The sequence below is a fragment of the Bacteroidota bacterium genome, from assembly GCA_008933805.1.
Lineage (GTDB): Bacteria > Bacteroidota > Bacteroidia > UBA8524 > UBA8524 > SB11.
The window spans coordinates 152,156-173,633 of record WBUH01000002.1; the positions used below are offsets into that span (position 1 = coordinate 152,156).

At 38.7% G+C, this 21,478-nt stretch carries 18 protein-coding genes; 3 read left to right on the plus strand and 15 right to left on the minus strand.

What is annotated here, in order from left to right; genetic code table 11:
- Positions 1–3 precede the first annotated feature (3 nt).
- Entirely contained in the window at positions 4–657 is a 654-nt protein-coding gene (locus F9K23_02805) for a response regulator transcription factor (protein KAB2918302.1), read from the minus strand.
- A gap of 20 nt (positions 658–677) precedes the next feature.
- On the minus strand, positions 678–3,650 hold the full coding sequence (locus tag F9K23_02810; protein ID KAB2918091.1) for a hypothetical protein: 2,973 nt from the start codon (positions 3,648–3,650) through the stop codon (positions 678–680).
- Between the two features lie 582 nt (positions 3,651–4,232).
- Between F9K23_02810 and F9K23_02815 the strand changes: the two genes are divergently transcribed.
- Positions 4,233–4,991, plus strand: coding sequence for a response regulator transcription factor (locus tag F9K23_02815; protein KAB2918092.1), 759 nt, complete (start codon positions 4,233–4,235; stop codon positions 4,989–4,991).
- A gap of 255 nt (positions 4,992–5,246) precedes the next feature.
- Positions 5,247–7,052: a T9SS type A sorting domain-containing protein gene (locus F9K23_02820; protein KAB2918093.1), complete on the plus strand. Its 1,806-nt coding sequence runs from the start codon at positions 5,247–5,249 to the stop codon at positions 7,050–7,052.
- A 97-nt stretch (positions 7,053–7,149) separates the two neighbouring features.
- Here the strand turns inward: F9K23_02820 and F9K23_02825 are convergent, their stop codons facing one another.
- The 13 genes from F9K23_02825 to F9K23_02885 all read right to left on the minus strand — a co-directional run bounded on the left by F9K23_02825 (position 7,150) and on the right by F9K23_02885 (position 20,548).
- A complete protein-coding gene (locus F9K23_02825) occupies positions 7,150–9,660 on the minus strand; it encodes a T9SS type A sorting domain-containing protein (GenBank protein ID KAB2918094.1) in 2,511 nt (836 codons plus the stop codon).
- A 171-nt stretch (positions 9,661–9,831) separates the two neighbouring features.
- A complete protein-coding gene (locus tag F9K23_02830) occupies positions 9,832–10,578 on the minus strand; it encodes a response regulator transcription factor (GenBank protein KAB2918095.1) in 747 nt (248 codons plus the stop codon).
- A gap of 3 nt (positions 10,579–10,581) precedes the next feature.
- Positions 10,582–13,569 carry a hypothetical protein gene (locus tag F9K23_02835; protein ID KAB2918096.1) on the minus strand — a complete coding sequence of 996 codons (2,988 nt, stop codon included), beginning with the start codon at positions 13,567–13,569 and terminating at the stop codon, positions 10,582–10,584.
- A gap of 446 nt (positions 13,570–14,015) precedes the next feature.
- Positions 14,016–14,153, minus strand: a complete 138-nt coding sequence (locus F9K23_02840; protein KAB2918097.1) for a cytochrome c — start codon at positions 14,151–14,153, stop codon at positions 14,016–14,018.
- Positions 14,154–14,499: 346 nt separating this feature from the next.
- Positions 14,500–15,624: a GNAT family N-acetyltransferase gene (locus tag F9K23_02845; GenBank protein ID KAB2918098.1), complete on the minus strand. Its 1,125-nt coding sequence runs from the start codon at positions 15,622–15,624 to the stop codon at positions 14,500–14,502.
- Between the two features lie 92 nt (positions 15,625–15,716).
- A complete protein-coding gene (locus tag F9K23_02850; protein KAB2918099.1) occupies positions 15,717–16,526 on the minus strand; it encodes a helix-turn-helix transcriptional regulator in 810 nt (269 codons plus the stop codon).
- A gap of 275 nt (positions 16,527–16,801) precedes the next feature.
- Positions 16,802–17,284, minus strand: a complete 483-nt coding sequence (locus tag F9K23_02855) for a DUF4395 domain-containing protein (protein ID KAB2918100.1) — start codon at positions 17,282–17,284, stop codon at positions 16,802–16,804.
- A 48-nt stretch (positions 17,285–17,332) separates the two neighbouring features.
- Positions 17,333–17,917: a Crp/Fnr family transcriptional regulator gene (locus F9K23_02860; GenBank protein ID KAB2918101.1), complete on the minus strand. Its 585-nt coding sequence runs from the start codon at positions 17,915–17,917 to the stop codon at positions 17,333–17,335.
- Between the two features lie 205 nt (positions 17,918–18,122).
- Positions 18,123–18,563, minus strand: coding sequence for a DUF1801 domain-containing protein (locus tag F9K23_02865; protein ID KAB2918102.1), 441 nt, complete (start codon positions 18,561–18,563; stop codon positions 18,123–18,125).
- Entirely contained in the window at positions 18,560–18,943 is a 384-nt protein-coding gene (locus tag F9K23_02870; protein KAB2918103.1) for a VOC family protein, read from the minus strand. Before F9K23_02870 ends, F9K23_02865 begins: the two co-directional genes overlap by 4 nt.
- Positions 18,933–19,151 carry a helix-turn-helix transcriptional regulator gene (locus tag F9K23_02875; protein KAB2918104.1) on the minus strand — a complete coding sequence of 73 codons (219 nt, stop codon included), beginning with the start codon at positions 19,149–19,151 and terminating at the stop codon, positions 18,933–18,935. The genes F9K23_02870 and F9K23_02875 overlap by 11 nt, the downstream gene beginning before the upstream one ends.
- 2 nt (positions 19,152–19,153) lie before the next feature.
- Positions 19,154–19,690, minus strand: a complete 537-nt coding sequence (locus F9K23_02880) for a DUF2975 domain-containing protein (protein KAB2918105.1) — start codon at positions 19,688–19,690, stop codon at positions 19,154–19,156.
- 471 nt (positions 19,691–20,161) lie between these two features.
- Entirely contained in the window at positions 20,162–20,548 is a 387-nt protein-coding gene (locus tag F9K23_02885) for a helix-turn-helix transcriptional regulator (GenBank protein ID KAB2918106.1), read from the minus strand.
- Positions 20,549–20,679: 131 nt separating this feature from the next.
- Between F9K23_02885 and F9K23_02890 the strand changes: the two genes are divergently transcribed.
- Positions 20,680–21,462, plus strand: a complete 783-nt coding sequence (locus F9K23_02890; GenBank protein KAB2918107.1) for an SDR family oxidoreductase — start codon at positions 20,680–20,682, stop codon at positions 21,460–21,462.
- The last annotated feature ends 16 nt before the right edge of the window (positions 21,463–21,478 follow it).

Below are 21,478 nucleotides of genomic sequence, written 5' to 3' on the forward strand. Positions count from 1 at the left end.
AAATTATACCCTGCTTTTTGAAGCTTTGGTTACAAGAGTTCTGCCTGTTTTATTAAGCGCCTCAACCCTGTTGCGTACGTGCAGTTTTTCGTAAATATTGTAAATGTGTGTACGCACTGTGTGCACGCTTAGAAATAGTTTTTCGGCTACTTCTTTATTGCCGTATCCTTTGCCCAGTAAGTCAAGTATCTCATTTTCACGCTTACTAAGGCTTATTTCTTCGTTTGCAAATCCGGGGTTTTCTCTAAAAGCATTTACCACTTTGCGGGCAATGTCGCTGCTCATGGGTGCTCCGCCTTTTACCAGTTCTTTAATAGCATCTAATAGGGTTTCGCCGGCAGCTTTTTTCAAAATATATCCATTGGCTCCGGCTTTCAGTGCTCTGAATATTTTTTCAGAGTCTTCAAAAACAGTACACATCATTATCAAAATATCAGGATAATGTTCTTTAATATATCGGGTAAACTCAATACCATCCATACCCGGCAGGTTTATATCCATTAACAGTACCTGTGGCTTCGAGTGCTTTATCCCTTCCATGGCTTCTTCGGCACTAGTGTACGAGGTGCAGAAAAAATCGGTATGGCCGTTGATAATAAATGAAATACACAACCGCATATCGGGTTGGTCTTCAACAATGCATATTTCGAGAGGCATATTCATAATAGATAGTTTTATTACAGTGGTATTTTAGCTTTTACAATACATCCTGCGTTAGGTTGTGAACTAATCTCTACAGTGCCTTGCAGTGCAGCGGCACGCCTGTTCATATTGCCTAAGCCGTTTCCGCCGCCTGAAGGGTGTGTTGTAAATCCTTTGCCATTATCCTTTATTTCAAAATACAGGACATTGTTTTGTTGTAACATAAAATAGATTTTTACCTCGCCGGCGCCTGAGTGTTTGATGATGTTGTGGAGGCTCTCTTTGATGATTAGAAAGATATTACGACTTACGTCGGCCTTCACAAGGTGATCGGTAAAAACATTCTCATCAATTGTAATGGTGTTTTTTATGCCGTGTTCTTCAAGTAGGCGGGCACAGTAGTTGTGCAAGTATGCAGCAAGGTTATGAAGGGTGTGATTAGCCGCATTCAGCGTCCATATCACTTCATTCATCTTATTAATTACCTCGTTCGATGATTTTTCAAGCTTATCCACCATGTCTGTAAAGGGAACCGTGTGTGGCGAATTTTCTTTTAGTATGCGGGATAACAGTACAATATGGGTTAGCTCGGCACCAATATCGTCGTGTATATCGGCTGCTATTCGGTTTCGTTCTTTTTCAATTGCTTCGTTTTGTTGCAGTTGAGCCAGTTGCACCCTGAAACGTTTTGTGAACCGATTGCGGATAAGGATGTATAAACCACCTACTGCACAAAGTAAAATCAAACCTTTGAATGGTAATGTGGAATAAAAAGGAGGCAATATGGTAAAGGCTATTTCTTTTGAGGTACTCCAATCGCTGTTTGATTTTTTTGCTTGTATCTCAATGGTAAAATCCCCGTGGTGTAAATCACTAAACTCAAGTTGAGTTGACGAGGTAGTGTGCCACTCTGTGCTACCTGCAAAACGGTACCGGTAGGTTACCATGCCGGGGTTAGTCATAACAGGGGCTATGTATTCTATCCGCACCCGCTGTTGCCTATACGGAAAGCTGATAACCGATGTAGTAGGGTAAACGGTTTCGTTTACCTTAAAACTTAAAATAGTAAGAACAGGGGCCGATACCTTGTATTGCTTTTGCAACGGCAGGGCAAAGGTTGATAAACCTTCAGCCGTGGCAGCATACATCGTGTTTTTTAAGAAAGTAATATCATAAACATCAATGGAGTGAAGGCCGTCGTCAAGCCCTATAGTTTGTATAATGTGTAACCGAGTATTCTTATAAGCAGCTATAGTAATACCGCCGTTGGTAACTATGTATAAAGTGTCGTTTTGTAAATATACCCGCCTGCAAATAATACCTTCAAGTCCTTCTGCACGGCCTAAGCGGGCAACTATCGTGTCATTTTTTAATGCTAAAACACCATCGCTATACGTGGCTAAAAAAATTGTTCCGTCTGCACTTTGGGCATAGTGCTGTATCCTTACATTTAGTCGGGGTGTTTTTATTGCCAAATTTTTAATCGTGGAACCGCTTGCTTTATAAAAGCCGTTTGAACTACTTAAATAACAAGTGTTTTGGTTGTCATAAAAACAACTGTATATACGTGCGTTTAATACTAAGTTTTGTAGTGCTTTAATTTGTGGTGTTGGTTGTTTTACCTCAAATATTAATTTAGGTGTTGTGATATAAATGTTGCCATTGTTATCAGATGCAACACCCTTAACCGGGGCATAAAATCCCGTTCCATCAGTTTTGTTTAATAAAACCCGCTTATATACTCCTTTAGCCTTACGTTGCAGCAGTACACAGGTCTCATCAGTGGCGCACCATATATTGCCCGTCTTATCCGAGTGTATTTGAAGTACTCGGTTAAAGTTGCGATTTCCATAATTCAAGTCGTAGTGTTTTATCTCATTACCATTTATACTGGTGATGAAACCGTTACAATAGCCTGTCCACAACGTGCCTTCGTTATCGGTATGTATACACAACAACCCCTTTTGCAAAAGGCGTTCTTTAATACCGGGTATTATATCTTCAATCAGCTTTTTATAAGGTATTTTAAACAAACCTTTGTTTCCCGTACAAAACCACAAATTGTCTTCATTGTCAATAGCTACAATGGCATACATATCTTTTAATACCTGCACTGCGGGCGCATAGCCATTGCCGGTGTAGCGGTAAAAAAAAGTATTGTGCCTGCGGTTACACATCCAAATATTGTGGTGTTTGTCCATCAGCACAATCACATCTTCCTTCCTTCCCATAGATATTTCGTGCACACCTAACTCAAGTGTGCATGCTGTATCATTAATAGAGTACAGCCCGTTGTCGTTCAGGTATAAGGTTCTGGACGGTGTAGATGCATTCGCACACCAGATTTTATAACCTCCTGCCGAAAAATTAGAATACGGGATAGTAACTGCTTTAGGCTCGGAATCGGAAACCAGAATTATTTTATCATTATTAGTGATGCAATACACCTTACTGTTATCCGTACTTAGATAAAATGCTTTTATCACATCCGTAGTATCTAAAAGATGGCTGAAGTTAAAGTATGTGATAGTGTTGTTATTATCTATTTTTACTATCGAGTGGGGCTTTTCTCTAAGTTGGACATAGATTTCTCCATTCCCTGATTCAATAAATTCAGAAGCTACACCGTAACTGGTAAGTGCGTTAAGCAGGCTATCGTTATTGCTGTTATAAATTTTCCCATTTAGGTAATAGCTTTGCAGTGCGCTAAAGGGTACAAACCAAATTCTACCTTTTTTATCCTCGTACAGGTTAATAATCTCATTATCACCCAAGCCATTTTCAGTGGTATAGTTTACAAAATTTGTTCCGTCAAAACGGCTAACCCCGGCATCAGTAGTAATCCATAAAAAGCCTTTCTTGTCTTGTAATACATTGTAAATGGTTTGAGTTGGCAGGCCATCTTTTACAGTGTAATGGTCAAAGCCGGGAAGGTCTTCTTGTGCTTTACAGGTGAGGGCACAAAAAATCAGGATAATAGATGCAAATGATAAGTTTTTACCGTTCATAGTATGACTATGTAGCGCAGCTTATACAACTTAGGAACCTAAAACACTAGGCATCTGTATATTAGTGAAGCTAATACAAAAGGGTTCTGCAAGTCAATTGAAAATAGCCTCTTACACAAGTATGCACATCTAAGTACCTAATACGAATGTATTAAAATAAGGTAAACTGTGTACTAAAAATTAAGACTATATACGTATAGATTCTGATGTACAAAGTAGTGAATGTCTGAATCACAGGGGTTAAGGTGAAAATTATGAGAATAACGAGTGTGTTGAAGTACCAAATTTTTACAGGTGATTGACATAAGTTTCGGTTTTGTTTTTTGATAGGTCATGAGTTGGGTAGATTAAGTCCAAATCGTATTGAACATTTGCAATTGCTTCAGTTAAAACGGCAACTGTTACATTTTTATTGTAACTTTCTGTAAGCAAATTATTTGTAGGGTTGCAGGTAAACCCTAAGTGTACGGTGTTTGGCTAGTATTATCTATTGGTACCGGTTAAGATTCAGGCACAGAGACGTGTGAGAACTTAAAGAAAGTGCGCATTTGTTCTCTTACTTTATAGAATATCCTATCACGCATGAGCACACAAAATTTTAAAAACTTTATTGCAGGCGATGAAGCCGATGCTTGCAAAATAATTGGCTTTTTATTGGACAAAATGTTCCCGAAGATAACTGCTACAATGAGGGCAGGCAGCTTGTCAGAGGCAAATCATTACATAACTGCCCACAATCCGGATGTGTTTTTTTTGGATATTGAGTTTCCAAAAGATTCGGGGTTTGACTTGTTGAGCTGTTTTTCTGCGATACAAGCAGCTGTTGTATTTGTTACGGCGTATGAAAACCATGCTGTTCAGAACAACAAGGCTGCCATCTGTGATTATATTCTAAAACCGGTAAGCAGGGGCGAATTCAGGAAATCTGTAAGCAAGATTCTCAGCAGGTTAGAACGGATAAGCAAGGAAAAAAAGGGGGATACGAGTTTCGATAGAAAGGGTGAGGTAAAAAAAGTGAAGATACCCAGTTCTGACGGCTACAGTTTTGTGGATGCCAAATCAATAGTTCGTTGTGAGGCCAATGGCAGTTGTACAAGTATTTATTTTACGGCAGCACCCAAGGTATATGTATCAAAAATTCTGTTGCATTATGAAAAAGAGCTTTCCCGCTTCGGTTTTTTCCGCATACATCACAAACACTTGGTAAATCTTAATTTTATTAAATCATACTCAAAAGGAAGGGGAGGAGGGCACGTTATTTTAAATAACGGCATTGAGTTAGAAGTATCTGCACGCAAAAAAGCAGCATTGCTTAGAGTAATGTCGGTAGGTATATTTTAGCGTTTTAGATTATCGTAAAAGGCATCGGGGTACACAATACGCATATCATCGGTCATTTAGCAGCGTATAATTATTACTCCTCTGCACACTTATTTATCATTTGCCAACACTTATTAGCAAAAATATAGGACTCCCTAATCGGTGCTTGAAAGGGCCTTTAATCATCGGTTAATTTTGACTGTAATAAAAGCAAGCTATCAGTCTGCAAATTACTTACTACGGTTTTAAATCATTAACCACTAATCAATATTAACCATGAAAAAACTTCTTTTAATTGCTTTAGCATTAATGGGAATAAGTGCCCAAGCACAGTATTTCCAACACGAGTATGGCAATGGCCCTGCAATTGGTACGGTAAACGTACACGGGCAAAACACACGGTATGCCGCTACAGGCCATCTTATCGGCGGCCATTTTATCGACATTTCAAGCACACCCCTTTATTTGGGAAGCTTAGGAATATTTGCTGCTCATGCCGATGATGATGGCCGGTTTGTTAACACTACCGATTTTAATAACCACTACGTTTTTAACGATGGGAGCGGCACTTACACATTACGCATTACTTCGGCTCAGGTAATTGAGTTTGAAGATGGCTCAGGTTATGGCGCTGTGGGTGCTTTTCACAGATGGCAAAACATATTCTACCCCAGTGCACAAATTTTTGGGCAAGGTATTGCTTATATACGCTTAGATGCATCAGGGAACGTTATCTCTATACAGGGCTACCAATTATCATCAGTTATAGGAACGGTCCCATTTGTAACAGGCTTGCGAGAGTCAGAAGCAGGGAATGGTGATTTATTTGCTACCGGTACCAACGGAGATGATATGTGGGCCATGAAGATTGATCAAAATGGAGGCTTGTTGTGGGGAAGTATATACGATGTTGCCGCCACTCCTAATGATATAATAGAAAGCCCTTATACATCTACTGTTATTATAGTGGGACAGCATAGTAACAATGCTTTTTGGATGGAGGTTAACCCCGGTACCGGGGCTCTTAATTCGTTTGATGTAAAGAGTTCAGGTACAGGTGCTTCGCTGGATAGACTTTTCTCGATTGATATCAGTGCCGACCCTGCTATGCCGGGCTTTGTTTTAGGCGGTGAAATTGATGGCAGGGCATGGGTTGTTAAGACCAGTCAAACAGGTTTAACACAGTGGAGCGGACAATATTGGTCGGGTACAACCCCTGCCAAATATTTGCGGGGACATGATGTTGCCGGACGTTTGAAAGTGTTTGATGATTGCGCAACAGAGTTTGAATATTTTGTAACAGGTCCTTTTTGGTCAACCACCAGTGATGGGAATGCAATTGTATTTAAGATCGACCGCTCGGGTAATCCTATAAATCCTAATGGCTTGTTTGTATACGATTATGGTTACGAAGAAACCGGTAACTCAGTGGATGTGAATACCAGCGGCACTGGAGACGGGGTTACTATGTATGCCATAAAAGAGGACGACCCTCTTAGGGAAGCCTATGTTGTGAAAGCATATTTTAACGGTGTATCGGGCTGTAACGAATATTTTGAAGATTTGGATATGAACTGGGTACAGTTTTCAACTATCTCAAGCATTGTGTTTGGTCAATCTTCTTTTGGTACAACCGGCATATATATAGACCATATTGGCAGCAATCCTGATAACGAGTTATGCCACGCAACCGTTATAGGCACCGGTAGTAATGATTACAAAGCCCAAAAACAACCCAGGAAAAGAGGGCTAAAGGCAACACCGTCAACCGAAAAGCAAGATAAGATGGTGCAGCCCAATGAAATATTGGATAAAGGAGCTGAACCCGTTATTATTCCCAATCCGGCAGAACAGAATACGAAAGCTGTGGAGGTGAAAATAATGACTGAAACCTCAGCAAAAGTTGATGTAACGATATATGATATGCTGGGTCGTGAGTACTACAACAATAGTTTTGCGCTTGCAAAAGGAAACAACCGTTTAACCCTTGATATTTCTGCAACAAACATGGTGGCTGGTATGTACACTGTAAAAGTGCGGGGCGAAGGTGTAAATAAAAACATTACACTAATGGTTAAATAGCCCAACTCTTTAAAGTACCTTATAAACAATAAAAGCCCTCGCACCGCAAGGGCTTTTATTGTTTTGAGATAGTGTTCATTCACTACTAATCATAAAATTAGTGTGCTACATTCATTTTAGCAGAGTGTAATCCTTCTGTGGTTTGAACATTTACAATGTATACACCGTTTGGAAGTTCTGATGTAATAATGTGTATCGATTGGTCTCCCCTTGTCTTATCGGTTTTGGTGTCTGTAATTTGCTTAATTAGCTTACCTGAAATGTCTGTAATCTTAACAGATAGTACAGATTCCTGTTCAGCCAATTCAAGTTTCACAATAGCCTCATTAGCCGATGGGTTGGGATATACAATAAGCTTTTGTGATAAAGCTTGCTCAACTTCAATGCTTTGTACACTTGTGCTGGTTTGTTTTTTCATCGATGAGCTATCCTGTCCGCCACCTGTGCTATCCTGAACTATGTCAACAATAAAGGTGCATGGGCTTCCATACCTTTCTTCACCTTGTTGCCAATCGCTTCTCTCCTGTGTAATGCCGAACCGGTAGGTATTGGTTACTTGTGTAGGATTGTTTAGCACAAACCCAAGTGTAACAAGCATAGCATCGTTTGCATTCATGCTTACATTATAAAGAACGGCATTGCTTAAATTAGTTACAGTAAACTCATGTGTTTGCTGATTACTTACCGTAAGCCCGCTAGCTTGTTGGCCGCCTTGCACCCAAGCACTCCAAAGGGCATTATCTACTTTTAAAGTAATAGTGCCCAAATTGGCAAATGCCAAATCACTTTGCAAAAGAGCAGCAAAATTAATGTTGAATAATTGCGTTGCGCTTAGGTAATTCTGAACAAGAAGAGAGATTTCACGTGGTGCTTGAGCAACTTTAAAATTACCGGGTAGGTTTGCTAAGTAAGTGTTGCGGGTAACAATATTATTGTTAAAGGTAACATTGTGGTTTATTGAAGCCGCAACGGGTAACTCACTGTACATAGGGTCTTGTAGCGGGTCTACAATCCGGCCAAGGAAGCAAATATTTACAGGGTCGGAAACTGTACCTGAAGGAAAAGATGCTGGAGAGGGCGGAAACCATTTAGCAGATATAATGGCACTTTGGCCGGGGTTAAGCGCAGGGACGGCATATCCCTGACCGGATGTGTAGGTGCTGTATGCAGAGCTAAGAGTGAGCTGACCTCCTGCGGGTTGTGAACCGTACATCACTGCGCCTGTCCAGCTTCCCGGCCAGCTTTCACCGGTACTGGCCAAGGTCCAATACATTTTTACATAACTTGTGGTTGAGGGCACGCAGCCAATATTGGTAACACGCATCTTCATTAAGTTTCCAAAAGTGGTTGATGCGTAACCGGGGTTTTGGTGTACAAGCGAATCACCTAAGCTATCTCTGCGGTTCCAAAGGTCAGGGCTTGAAACAAAATCTGTGGGAGGGGTTGGCTCATAGGGCTCGGCACCAACATCAGAGTAGTTATCACGCGCCATTAGCTGTGCCCTAAAGTTTGCCGTGATATAATCTTCATCGTTTATCTGCTCAGGCAAGGTGTTTTCAAATATTCCTGAGTAGCTGCTTAAAATAAGCGATGTATTGGTAATTGTGCCCGCTCCGGGGTCTATTATTGCCAACTCCTTAGAGGTACTCAACACATAAATCCTTCCATTTGGTGCGGTTTCTATTTGTGAGCCTGCATAATTACTTGAGCTGGGAATGAAGCTAACGGAACTGGTTGATAAATCAATTAATGCAATACCATCAGTTGAAGAAGTTTGTCCTACAGCCAGATGGGTGCCGCTATAACCATAAAACTCAAGCCCATAAACACCTTGTAATCCGGGTATGGCATAATCATTTCTAGGAAGTACGACACCACCTGAACTGGTTAAGTTTAATACGTGGACTTTATTGGGAATACCGACAAACCAGGTAGTTTGTCCCCAAGCCAGTTTCATCGTTCCGGTTGCAATGTTTTCTTTCAGTTCAACATCAACTGCCTGGTTATTACCAAGACCAGAGATGTTGTGCATTAATCCTTCTTCAAGATTTATTCCACTATCGGTAATACGAAACCTTTGGACAGCAGTACCACCAACAGTGAAAAGAAAACGGGTTCTATCCGCACGTAACCTTGAAACGGCTAATCCGGCTTTTCCATTACCTACTACGCCCAAATTAACGTTATTAAATCCTGTTACAATGCTAATGCCACCGGCAGTTTCTACCATGGTATAATACAAATCTACCGGACCGCCCGCTACATCATACCCTATGGCAATGACATAGTACCTTGTACAATGACCGGGAACAGGGACAATTGAGATTTCAAGTGATAAGGGAACAGGAAACGCGTTTACAACGGCACCGGCCGGTGTTACAATTTCTCCGCTTCTTACATAAAACAGCATATTTCCCGTTTTGTCAAACGCGGCATTTGCCGATGTGAGATAACTACCGGCCGATAAGCTACTGGTAGCAATAGTAGGAGTGGGTGGAGGTCCCGATAAATCAACAAGATAAGGAGGGATACACCATTTTTGCATTTGGGCTTGTGTTGTTAAACACAAAAACAAGCTTAGGTAAATTAATACATTGATCTTTTTCATGGGTTTTGTTTTTTAGGTGTGCGATTGATTAAAACTGAACAGTTTCCAAGCGGATAAGCACCGTGGCTAAATGTTCATATGCAAGTTAAACCCAATGAAATGTAGACGTTTGGTCCGGTTCACGGTTATGTTGAACCAGTTCACAGTCATGTAAAATCAAACCTAAGCGGATTAGTAATGGTACTTCACTAATTCAAGAAATTCGTCTTTTCGGCTTGCAGAAACTTCAACTTTTGAGCCGTCTTGCATAACCAAGTAGCCGCCTCTGCCCCTGATATATTTGCTGATGTGGCGTAGCCCGATGATATGGGAATGATGAACTCTAAAAAACGATTTGGCAGGTAAAATATCTTCACATTCTTTAAGCCTCATACTTACCAGTATTTTTTTGCCTTCTTGCAGATAAATATGGGTATAGCTGCCGGAAGCTTCACAATGTATCACATTGGTATGGTCTACAAACAAGTACCCTTCTTGAGTAGGGAGTGCAATTTTACTTGTATCAGGCACTTGCAGCTGCCGCATGTATTTCTCAAGATTTTTGCCTGTTTGTTCTAAGTATATATGCTTTTCTGCCTTTGCCACTGATTCCTGTAGTGCTTCAATGTCAATGGGTTTCAGCAAATAATCGAGGGCGTTTTCCCTAAAAGCCTGCACGGCGTATTGGTTGTAAGCAGTAGTAAAGATTACAGCAAAAGGGGCAGGGTTAAATCTTTTCAATAAATCAAAACCGTTACCTTCAGGCATCTCAATGTCAAGAAAAACTATTGATGGATTTAATCGGATAATGGATGAAGAACCTTCTTCAATATTGGTAGCTGTACCAACAATACTTAGTTGCGGGCAGTATGTATCAATAAGGCTTTTAAGAGTCTCAATATTGGCGGGTTTGTCGTCAATAATTATAGCGTTAAGCATAGATTAAGAATTAACAAGGTTGTTTAATGGAAATCGTAGGGTGATTCGTGTGCCGCATTCTGAAACATTTTCATGTGCATCGCTTACTTGCACGGATATAAACTCATCACCCGGATAAAGCTGGTTAAGTATTTCTATCCTGCTGGATGTGATAGACATTCCCTTTGAGAGGTGAGTGTTCTTTTCCTGCCGTTGCTTTTCTCGCATGTAAGTAATGCCCGCACCATTATCTTCTACTATACATTCCAGTACATTTTGGTTTGAGTCGTAACTAAAAGTTAGTTTTATTAAACCACCCTCTTTAAGTTGACTTACCCCATGTTTGACAGCATTTTCAATGTAAGGTTGAATAACCATGTTGGGAATCATGATTTGGTCTTTATTTTCAATTTCCGCATCAATCACATACTCAAACCGGTTTGCCAATTGTAGTCGTTCAAGTTCAAGGTAATGGGATAGGTATGAGATTTCTTCACTTAGAGGGACATTAATCTTTGCCGAGTTTTCAAGTGTCTTCCTTACCAAATCAGCAAATTGTGTTAGGTAAAAATTAGCCCCTTTAACATCTTGCTTGATAATATAATGCTGAATGGAGTTTAAGCAGTTGAAAATGAAATGAGGGTTCATTTGAGCTCTGAGCGCCATTTGCTCTAGCCTCGCAATTTTTTGATTGATAGTGCGTTTTGCCTTTTCTTTTTCCCGTATCTGCCTAATGCGCCATTGTAAGGCAATCCAAATAATAATTGATGCGATTATATAAAGTGAAGCTATAAACCATGGTTTTTCTTGTAGTGATTTTTTGATTTCAAAAGAATAATTCAGAACATCACTTGGGTCATTAAATTTATTAATTGCCTGTAATTGCAATGTATATCTCCCCGAAGGTAGTAATGGGTAGTTCAAGGTGTTTTCCTTAATTGTCCGCCATTCATTATTCAAACCAAGTAAGCGGTACCGGTAAGTAATATCACCCGATGACAAAAAAGAAATCCCCGAAAACTCGAACCGGATATTATTATCCTTGTTCTCTAACACAATATGATTTTTATTGGGATCTTGCTTTATCCCTGAAACAGATATCCCGTTAAGTCGAATGTAGCAGATAGAATGCTTGGGTACCTTATCCTGTTCAAAATAGGTAAGGCCGTTAGGAGTACCCACATATATCATATTTCCATCAGCGTATACTGTGTTAATAATATCACTGCCTAAACCGTCATTTGCAGTAAACTTTTCAGTAGTAGTGTAGCGACCAGATGTAATATCAACCTTATTTAATCCCTTCTCTGTTCCAACCCATAGTATATTGCCTGAAATAAAAATACAGCGACATATATCGCTACTCAAGTTTCCGTTACGCTGTGTAATATTAGCAATGATTTTTCCGTTGCGGTACCCAATAACTCCCGCGTCGTATGTGGCAACCCACAATATTCCATTATTATCCTCTGCAAAAGAACTGATTCGGCTTTTAAACAGCGGATTTTCATCCCCCAAAAAAACTTTTTTCCCATTTTCGGTTATTGCATACAACCCGTTCAATGTCCCGATATAATAGGTGTTGTCGTGTTTGTAGGCGGTGGTTGTTCGTCCGTTATGTAACTGTCTGATTTTGCGCCGGGAGGGTAGGTGAAAGAGCGAAGCATCTAGCGACGAACTTATTAGTAACGTATCATTAAATGTAAAAAGCGTTTTGATGGATTGTTGATTTTTGAAAGCAAACCGGAAAAAATTTGAGCTGGAATAATTGATTAGTTGCTTATATCGCTCTTTGTTTAGAAAACCCATATCAGCATTTACTTTTACAGGGTCGTACCAGCAATTGAGCCCCTCATCTGTTTGTATTGGCTTTAACTTCCAATATTGCGAGTGTTCGGTACCTACATAAATACCATCGTTCATTTTCTGGATGCTTAATACCCCAAGCGGACTTTTTTTATTATAAAAAACCGAGTTTTTGAATGTTGGGTTGTTTAATCTAAAAACACCCGCTTCTTTGGTAGAGAACCAGATACAACCTTCGATGTCCTTAAATGCAGTATGAACCGTATATTCCGGTAAATAAGTAGCGATAAACTGTCTTTTATGTAGGTTAAACAGCGTTACACCTCCTGAATTATACCTCATCATAGCTAAAGTACTATCGTCTAAGTATTCTATATGTCGTATCTCGGCAGATAACCAGAAAGAATACCCGGGTTGGTTATTTGCCGGAAAATAAAAAGCACTGTCACTAGGATTTGTTCCGTTGCCCCTTCTAAAAAGGTAAGCTCCTCTAGCTAATATATACTTGGTTTTGTTGTGCGGAGGATAGTAAGAATCATTTTCTTTTACTAACGCCCGTACAGTTTTTGGTAACAAAACTACACCGGCATAAAACGTTGGAATGCCGTGGGTAATATCAAAATGAGTACCTGATAGTTTAACGATATCAGTGTCGTTTTTTAAAACATAATGTTCATTTATAGAGTTGCAGCCAATCAATATCTCACCCTGTGAGTTTTCGGCCAACGATGAAACGATAGCAGTAAAGTTGAGTTTTTTTAGTACGGGGTCGTTTTGCTGGTTATAAATTTTCCCTTTCCAATAATAGCAAATGGCATTTTGGAACGATGTAAACCATGTCCTGTTTTTTGAGTCAACAAATACCCCAAAAATCTCATTACTGGGTAGGCCATCCGCACGCGTGTAGTTTTGAAAATGTGTACCGTCAAACCGGCTTAAACCCGTTTCAGTTGCAAACCATAAAAAACCGTCTTTATCTTGGGCTATACCGTGAACAGTAGATCCTGCGAGCCCATCTTTGGTGCTGTAATGGGCATAGCTGTATTGCTGTGAAAATGAAGTTAGCGTTGCAAGTAAAATGCTAAGGAAAACTAATTGATAATGAATGAGTTTAGGCAAGTATGATAGTAGCCCATTAAAAGACACCTGTTGTATAGAGGGCAGATTATTATAGTGAGTTGAGCAAATGATAATACGCTGCCTCATATATTCCGGTTAGTCTTTATTGATAGGTTCCACTGCCACAATAATAGTAGAACAGAAAAACAATACTGATAATTTACCTTATTATTAAGTTAAAAAATTAGCAAGGCCTCTGCATGATATTATATAGAGTAAAGACGTAGCTTTAGTATTTGGGTTGTCTTATTTTATACAAAACACAATTGGTTGTTTTAAAATGACAGTATTATGGTTTTTGTTATATACGCAATAATTAGTTAAAGGATAAGATTTCAAGAATAAGCCTATAACTCAGACCATTTAAAGTTTACCCGAGGGGGCGAAAGGGGAGGACTGTGGTTAACCCTTTAATTTAACCAGAGGGGATATATAAAATAAAAGGGTAAATAGTTATTCAACTATTTACCCAGTGTTATGCTCAAACAAGCAGATTATCAAACGTTATATTCATATATGTCCTAATGGCCTGTTTATTTCTTTTCAGAAGTTGAAGCAGTTTGAATTTCAAATTTCTTAACCTTGTTCTGTATAGGAGGGATACTTTTAAGGTAGGCATAAATTGCTTTAAGATCCTCGTCTGTCATACCTGAATAAAAAATCCAGGGCATTGGGGTTTGAAAATCAGTTGGCCTTACTTTTCCGGGAACAAACCCATCTCTGTACCTTGTAAATAGTCCCACAAAGTCGCTTTGAGATAGTTTCCCTATTCCGGTTTCTTTGTCTGGAGTTAAATTGGCTGATCTTACAATACGTCCATTTCCTATCGTAAATTCAAATCCCCCTGCAAAATCTTCTCCTATACTAAAGTAATAACTAAGAGAATTTTTTTTAATTTTTTCATATGATTAGGTAGCTAAAAATTAGATATATGCGTGATATATGTGGTTATATATCACGCAATATTGGTTTCAGCTTGACAGTTTGGAATAGAATTAAATCGGAGAATGATTTTGCTTATTGGCTGATATCCTTATCGAATACCTGATACATTAAACGGCCGGTTCCACCTATCGACTCAGCAAACCCGCGAGACTTTGAGTTGCCTTCATTTACAGGAAAATACAAGCTGCTCTTCAAGCCCAGAGACTCATGGTAGGTATAGGTTTTCATGGCAATGGCTTTGGCTAATCCTTTACCTTTAAATTCATCCGATACTCCAATTCCCAGAATACCTGCTCGTTGAAACTTTTTTGTTGCTCCGGTTATCAGTTTAAAGAGTGCTTTCAGACCAATTTTTCCATTAAATGAACGGAATAAGGGAGTTAGGTCGGGTACAGCAAGACAGAACCCAACGGGCTTGCCGTTTGCCTCAGCAATAAGTATTTGTTCGGCAGCTAAAGCGTCTTTCATTGGAGCAAAGAACTCCTTCATGGCTCCATGACTCATTTTGGTAAATTCCCATTCGTGAACAAACGTTTCATTGAGTATATCTGTGATGGTTTCAATGTCCTTATCCCAGTTCTTTTTAGAAATTGGTCGGATAGTTGCCTCTGTGTAATTGCTATACTTGGCTTTAGCTTTTTTGTATTTTTCACCATTAAAATCCACATTATAATACCACAAAGGGTATGTGGGTTGATAGTTCAATTTTTCAAAGTGGGCGGGGTAGTGTGGTGCTGTCCAAGGGAAGGGGAACATCGGGTCTTCATCAAAAGCAGTAACCAAAAATCCCATGGCATTAGGGGCACCGCCGTTTACGGGTGCAATCACCTTGCTTACCAGTCTTTCTTTTAACCAGCTTTCAGCTTTTGCAATCAGCTGCTTTACTTCGTTTTCATATCCATCTGCGGAAGCAAAAAAACCAATGAAACCTGAACCGGGCTGCTTTTGTTGCTGATAGGTTTTGTTGATGATGGCAGCGCATCTTCCGATATCTTTTCCTGACTTCGTAGCGATAAATAATCCAAATTCCATGTTTTGAGCCAATAAACTCTTACCACTTAGAAATTTGGATACATCACCGTCTAACTCAGAAATATAGTAGAGATTGTCTTTCATTAGTTCTCTTTCTAATGAAATGAATCGCTTTAAAGCGGTTTTGTTTTTTGGGTCAATAGCTACAATAGCACTGTTACTCATAGTATAAATATTTTAGTTGTATAGGTTAGGGCGAATTTAGAGGCCGCTATACATCTAAAATTGTATGAATGTAACATGAACCCAAAACTGGGTTAGAAGGGTAGCTGACCCACAACCTCCGTTTTGTTCTTTAGGTACTCGCGCGGTGTCATCTCTGCAAATTGTTTGAATGTACGGATTAAGTGGGGTTGATCATAATAGCCATTAGCCAGCGCAATCTGAGTCATTGTTTCCTGATTGTGGTGCATATTTTCCAGCGTATGATTGAACTGACGGATAACAATAGATTTTGAAGGCGAAAGCCCCACCCAGTCTTTGAATATCCGGTACGTGTGCATTCGTGAATAGCCACTGAGGCTATATATGTCTACCGGTTTTCCATGTATCTTATTGTGAGTAATCTGGTCTAGAACATTACTCACTTTTATTGCCAAACCATAGTCGGGGTGATCTTGTAAATGCTTTAGCACAAAGTCCTCAATCCAAATGGCTCGGGAAATGAAATCAGGTAATTTCTGAATTTCATTTTCAATCATTTCAATGTGTTCAGGGAAGATTTCTTCCGTACTAACGGCATAGTTTAACAATTCACTGCAAGGAATGCCAAACAATAGCTTTGCAGCTATTGGACTTAATCCCACTCCCATTATTTGTAGGTTAGAAAAAGATATTTTAAACGGCTTGGTTTGAAGTCCGCATATAAAAGAGAGCTTTTCCGTAGGGTTATACGATTTTTCCGTAAATATCTCGCTATGAATCTTCCACGGCCCCTTGAGCTTGAAGGTAAGAGAAAGTAAACTTTCCGGTAGCATTTGCCAATTGGTAGGACTATCTGCATTCATTTCCCAGATAATTGGAGATATGCCTTTCAGCTTTTGAGGGATATAAAAATTAAAGTTCATAGCACATGTATAATTTTTTGTCCTAAGTACACATATAACCCCATCTCCTTGCTGGACTGTGCTAAGTTAGCATTTTCTGATTTAATTCCTCTTTAGTGTTAGATAAACAAAAGAAATTTTAAACCTTCTGAAATGAAGTAAATTATTGAATTTTATTGTTTAATTAAAAAACGGAACAATCGGTTGATAATAACCAAATGTTCCGTTTAGAAGCGTGAAATAATGTGATATCGGACTGTTTATTACAGCAATTTTGTTTTAATAACAGGTGAAATTTACACTTTTTTATTTTTAAAGTGAGGGAAAACCAAATGATGATAAATAACACACCCAACACAAATAATATTTGAAGCATCCAACAAAAACAGAGAGCCGGCCATAGCTGCAATAATAATTGAAGCCAATGTTTGCCCTAGGATAATCAACCCAGATGACGCGAGTAAACAAAGAAAACCCAAACGAGATGCAAACACTTTTGGCGCTTTATCAATCATTTTGGGGCTCCAGCCAAAGATTTCAGATATTTTTAATGCAAAAAACCGTAGGAGACTATATTGGCTATTTCCAAATGCTCTTATAAAATAATCTAGAGCAGCTACGTATAAAAACCACGGCTGCAGAGTGAGAATAAAAACGGCAACTAGTATTACACTTATGAATATTGTAAGTCGGCTTACATTGCTGTCAATTTTTTCGTTTGAAATTGGACATACTAGTTCTTTGAACATGACTAAATTTTTAATTTGGTCAAAATTCATTAGAAAAAACTTTAAAAAAATTGTCTTAAGGCAATTTCGAAATGGGGGCTAATTTTTATTTTTCGCAATTCGTGCTCTTATACGCGAAAGTGAGCTAACGGTAATGCCAAGAAAAGAAGCCAGATCCTTTTGTTTTACTCTTTGCTCTAAATTGGGATAGGTTTTGGTGAAATGTAAATAACGTTCTTCAGGGCTATGCACAATTAAATATTTTATTCGTGTGGCAGCATCTAAAATAATCTCTTTGTAGCTTTGACTCAGTATTTTTAGTATTCGGATATTTTCAGAAGCCAGTTTTTCCAGTTCTCTAATATCGATAGATACAAGCCAGCTGTTTTCAAGAGCTACAATATTCTCGTCAGCCGGTTTTTTGTTCATAGTAGTTTGCAATGAACCGGAAAACCCCTTTTCGGGTACAAATAACAATGTTTTTTCAACTCCATTTTTATCAATCACATAATGCGCCAACAAACCCTTGATAACTTTAATAGCATTGTAATTAAAAGCACCTTCCCTTACCAGATGTTCACCCTTTTTAAGATGCTTAAACTTAATAATAGTGGCAAGTTGAAGCAGGTCCTTGGGATTCAGAAATGTAAATTCGCTAAATAGATCCTTAGTTTTTTCAAACATTGTTTATTTTTTCGTCTAAATAAGTGGGGTAACAAAAATAATAAATCGTGTGTCTATTATTTGTTTTGGATGTGTTATGCTAGACAAAAAACAAAAAAGGCTTTCTGAACTGCAACGCCTGTTATTATTAGTAGACCGGGCATAATGTTATCGAACTATTTGAACAAAATAAGTGACCTAATCTCACCATTTAGAAACTAGGCTTTCATTTCTTCTTAATTTTTGAAATTGTTTTACCGATTGATTTTGTCGGTTTGCCCATATCCTTAATCGCAAAGTCAATGGATTCTTGTATTAATGCCTTTACTTTAGGATTTCTGTAATCGCTTGTTTTTTTTACGTCAATGTGCCTAATTAAATTTCCTGTCCCTGTCAAAAGTTTATTAGGGTCTTTAAGAAGCGCCCCTTTGTTAAAGCCTAAGTTTAGGTGGTTTGTGTAAATTGGCAACATACAAAAAGCGTCTGATAGCTTGTCGGAGATTGAAAAAACCGCTGTCAAGGCGTGGGTATGATAAACAAGTTCGTTAGAGTCCGGATGCAACTCCAAAATATATTCCCGCAAGTCTTTAAATAAGTCAATTATATCTTGACCTTTAAAGTCCAATAAGAGTTGAAAGTCCGGATGAATTGTTCTTGAAGTTTTCATCTCGCTGAATTGTCATATTGCATTCCACAAATCAAGTTACCTTCTGTATCCAAAAACTTGGCAATGTAACCAACATACGGAATCGCAGTCTTTGGCATAAGGACTTGTCCGCCATTACTTTTAACTCTTTCTATGATTTCCTCAATATTCTCAACACCAATAGTACATTCCAAACCGATTACCTTTTCAGTTACTGGTGAATATTTTCTTGATTGCATTGCTCCAATCAATTCTCCATCTTCTGACTTATCTGCCTTGATTTGCAAAAAGTCATCTTGTCCATAAGAGTTAAAACCCCATTCAAAAACTTCGTCGTAGAATTTCTTTGCCCTATCAATGTTATCAATATGTATGGCAAAATGTGTTAGTTTATTTTTCATTCATTTCATTTTTAAATTCTAAAATATCTCCGGGTTGGCAATTCAACACTTCACAAAGTGCCTCAAGTGTACTAAAGCGTATAGCTTTTGCTTTTCCGGTTTTTAAGATCGAGAGATTAGAAAGTGTTAGCCCCACTTTTTCTGATAGCTCATTAAGTGACATTTTTCGCTTTGCCATCATTACATCTAAGTTTACAATGATTGACATAGCTATACAGTTAAATCGTTTTCGTTTTGTATGACCACTCCTTGTTTGAAAATAGTTGCAATAATGTAAATAACTGCTCCCATTAAAATAAATGCCTGGCTGTCTTCCCAAAAGGAGTTTATGTTATCGAGAACAACCCAGTGATGCATTAAACTTTTGGTAATCTGCCTGGCAAAGTAACTTAATAGACCAATAATAAGGGTGTAATAGCTAATTAGTGAAATTTGCTTTGAAACAAAGGTGTTAAACGGTTTTGATAAATCCATTTGGTGCATTAATCTGATTACTATGTAAAAAAGGCAAGCTTTTAAAATTGAAATACTTAGTATAAAGCTATAGATGCCAAAAAAAGCCAATCTACTTTCCTTATATATTGCAGATAAATCCAACTTTTGATAAAGATTTTGAACAAATTCAGGCTTACACAGACTGAAAATAAAGTTTACTAATAAGCCCCCGGCTTCTATAGACAAGCCTACAAAAATGATCCAAGCCACAATATATAAGCCCCAAAACACAAAGCTGTTTGTTTTTGACATCTTTCAAAGATTTTTAATAGACGATGCAAGTTCAATATATTTTTATTGAAAAACAATAAAAATATATTGAACTTAGGAAAATAATTAGCTATTGTCGCTAATTGTCAGGAGAATAGGGTCTTATTGCAATAGTCAAAAAAACTAATGAAAGCGGAAGCAAACCATAAACATGTTGTAAATCAAAATCTTACATGAAATTCGTTTATAGCTCATAAACTTATTAAACAACAAAACCCTTGCGGTGCAAGGGTTTTGAAAATCTGGTAGCCTCGACAGGAAGATTATCGAACTATTTGAAGAGCATAAGCCTCCTTTCCTCTCAATTTTGGAGTAAAGGGTTGTGTTCGATTATTAAACAATAATTGGCTGATAAAATCTATGCACAAACAGGCAAGTCTGCCAAAAAAGCATTGTGTAAAATTAATGCCATATTTAATTCCAATAACTGAACATTATATTCCGATAAACAGCTTAGATAACCAGGTTGTCATTCAAATCCGAAATTACAGTTTGTTTCAAAATCACGTCTCGTAAATGGTCTTCATGTTTATCGGCCCATTGCCCTAATGCAGCAATAACGGGAATTACCGTCTTACCAAATTCTGTAAGGCTGTATTCCACTTTTGGCGGTACAACGGGATAAATTTTTCTGGTAATCAGTTCATGTTTTTCCAATTCATTCAACTGCATGTTCAAAACCCTGCGTGAAGCATCGGGTATTTTGCGTTGCAGTTCGCTTGGACGCTTATGCCCCTGATCTATAAACCAAAGCAGTCGTATCTTCCATTTTCCGTAAAGCACTTCACCTACCAGGTCAAGCCCACAGTTCAGGTTCGGCATTACTTTCCTCTCATACATATTGCAAAGTTAAACCTCTATCCCAAGTCGTCCAATAGGGAATAACTTATCCCTATCTGAATCGTAACTCCGTACTTGTGAGATACTAACGTACTACAGAGATTTGCCCAAAGAAATTAAATACATCTAAAATGGATTATCAAAATGAATTATCAGGCAAAATCAGCCTGGTGACAGGAAGTACAAAAGGAGCCGGAAAGGCCATTGCAGAAAGGCTGCTACAAGCTGGTGCAACTGTAATTATAACCGCAAGAAATGCTCCTGAAAAAGAAAACAGCAGCCTGCATTTTATTCCTGCCGATCTGAGCAAGGCAGAAGGTGCGCAAAAAGTAATCAGCGAAGTGCTGTCAACCTATGGCAGGCTGGATATTCTGGTTAACAACCTTGGTGGCTCATCAACACCCGCCGGTGGTTTTTCTGCATTGAATGATGAGGATTGGATATCAACCCTGCAAGCTAATTTACTGGCTCCTGTCAGACTTGACAGAGGGTTTTTACCGCAAATGATTGATCGGAAAAGTGATGTTATTATCCACATCGCTTCTATCCAGGGTATATTACCGCTATACGATTCTACCCTGCCTTATGCCGCTGCAAAAGCAGGTTTGATCAATTACAGTAAAAGCTTATCGAATGAAGTTACGCCAAAAGGTGTTCGCGTGCTTACAGTTTCACCAGGATGGATAAATACAACAGCATCAATAGCATGGTTGGGCGAGATTGCAAGAAGTGCAAATAGTACTGTAGAAGAGGCTCAGCAAAGTGTGATGGATGCGTTGGGTGGAATACCTTTTGGCAGGCCCGCCGAACCCAAAGAGGTTGCTGAATTAGTCGGGTTTTTGGCTTCACCGAGAGCCAATTATTTAACAGGAACAAATTTCGTCATTGACGGCGGAACAGTACCAACTATTTAATAACCCAATATAATTA

Excerpts from the sequence above, each read along its gene's own strand:
- F9K23_02805 (KAB2918302.1), bottom strand. The coding sequence starts at position 657 with ATGCCTCTCGAAATATGCATTGTTGAAGACCAACCCGATATGCGGTTG.
- F9K23_02810 (KAB2918091.1), bottom strand. The coding sequence starts at position 3,650 with ATGAACGGTAAAAACTTATCATTTGCATCTATTATCCTGATTTTTTGT.
- F9K23_02815 (KAB2918092.1), top strand. The coding sequence starts at position 4,233 with ATGAGCACACAAAATTTTAAAAACTTTATTGCAGGCGATGAAGCCGAT.
- F9K23_02820 (KAB2918093.1), top strand. The coding sequence starts at position 5,247 with ATGAAAAAACTTCTTTTAATTGCTTTAGCATTAATGGGAATAAGTGCC.
- F9K23_02825 (KAB2918094.1), bottom strand. The coding sequence starts at position 9,660 with ATGAAAAAGATCAATGTATTAATTTACCTAAGCTTGTTTTTGTGTTTA.
- F9K23_02830 (KAB2918095.1), bottom strand. The coding sequence starts at position 10,578 with ATGCTTAACGCTATAATTATTGACGACAAACCCGCCAATATTGAGACT.
- F9K23_02835 (KAB2918096.1), bottom strand. The coding sequence starts at position 13,569 with ATGAGGCAGCGTATTATCATTTGCTCAACTCACTATAATAATCTGCCC.
- F9K23_02840 (KAB2918097.1), bottom strand. The coding sequence starts at position 14,153 with ATGCCCTGGATTTTTTATTCAGGTATGACAGACGAGGATCTTAAAGCA.
- F9K23_02845 (KAB2918098.1), bottom strand. The coding sequence starts at position 15,624 with ATGAGTAACAGTGCTATTGTAGCTATTGACCCAAAAAACAAAACCGCT.
- F9K23_02850 (KAB2918099.1), bottom strand. The coding sequence starts at position 16,526 with ATGAACTTTAATTTTTATATCCCTCAAAAGCTGAAAGGCATATCTCCA.
- F9K23_02855 (KAB2918100.1), bottom strand. The coding sequence starts at position 17,284 with ATGAATTTTGACCAAATTAAAAATTTAGTCATGTTCAAAGAACTAGTA.
- F9K23_02860 (KAB2918101.1), bottom strand. The coding sequence starts at position 17,917 with ATGTTTGAAAAAACTAAGGATCTATTTAGCGAATTTACATTTCTGAAT.
- F9K23_02865 (KAB2918102.1), bottom strand. The coding sequence starts at position 18,563 with ATGAAAACTTCAAGAACAATTCATCCGGACTTTCAACTCTTATTGGAC.
- F9K23_02870 (KAB2918103.1), bottom strand. The coding sequence starts at position 18,943 with ATGAAAAATAAACTAACACATTTTGCCATACATATTGATAACATTGAT.
- F9K23_02875 (KAB2918104.1), bottom strand. The coding sequence starts at position 19,151 with ATGTCAATCATTGTAAACTTAGATGTAATGATGGCAAAGCGAAAAATG.
- F9K23_02880 (KAB2918105.1), bottom strand. The coding sequence starts at position 19,690 with ATGTCAAAAACAAACAGCTTTGTGTTTTGGGGCTTATATATTGTGGCT.
- F9K23_02885 (KAB2918106.1), bottom strand. The coding sequence starts at position 20,548 with ATGTATGAGAGGAAAGTAATGCCGAACCTGAACTGTGGGCTTGACCTG.
- F9K23_02890 (KAB2918107.1), top strand. The coding sequence starts at position 20,680 with ATGGATTATCAAAATGAATTATCAGGCAAAATCAGCCTGGTGACAGGA.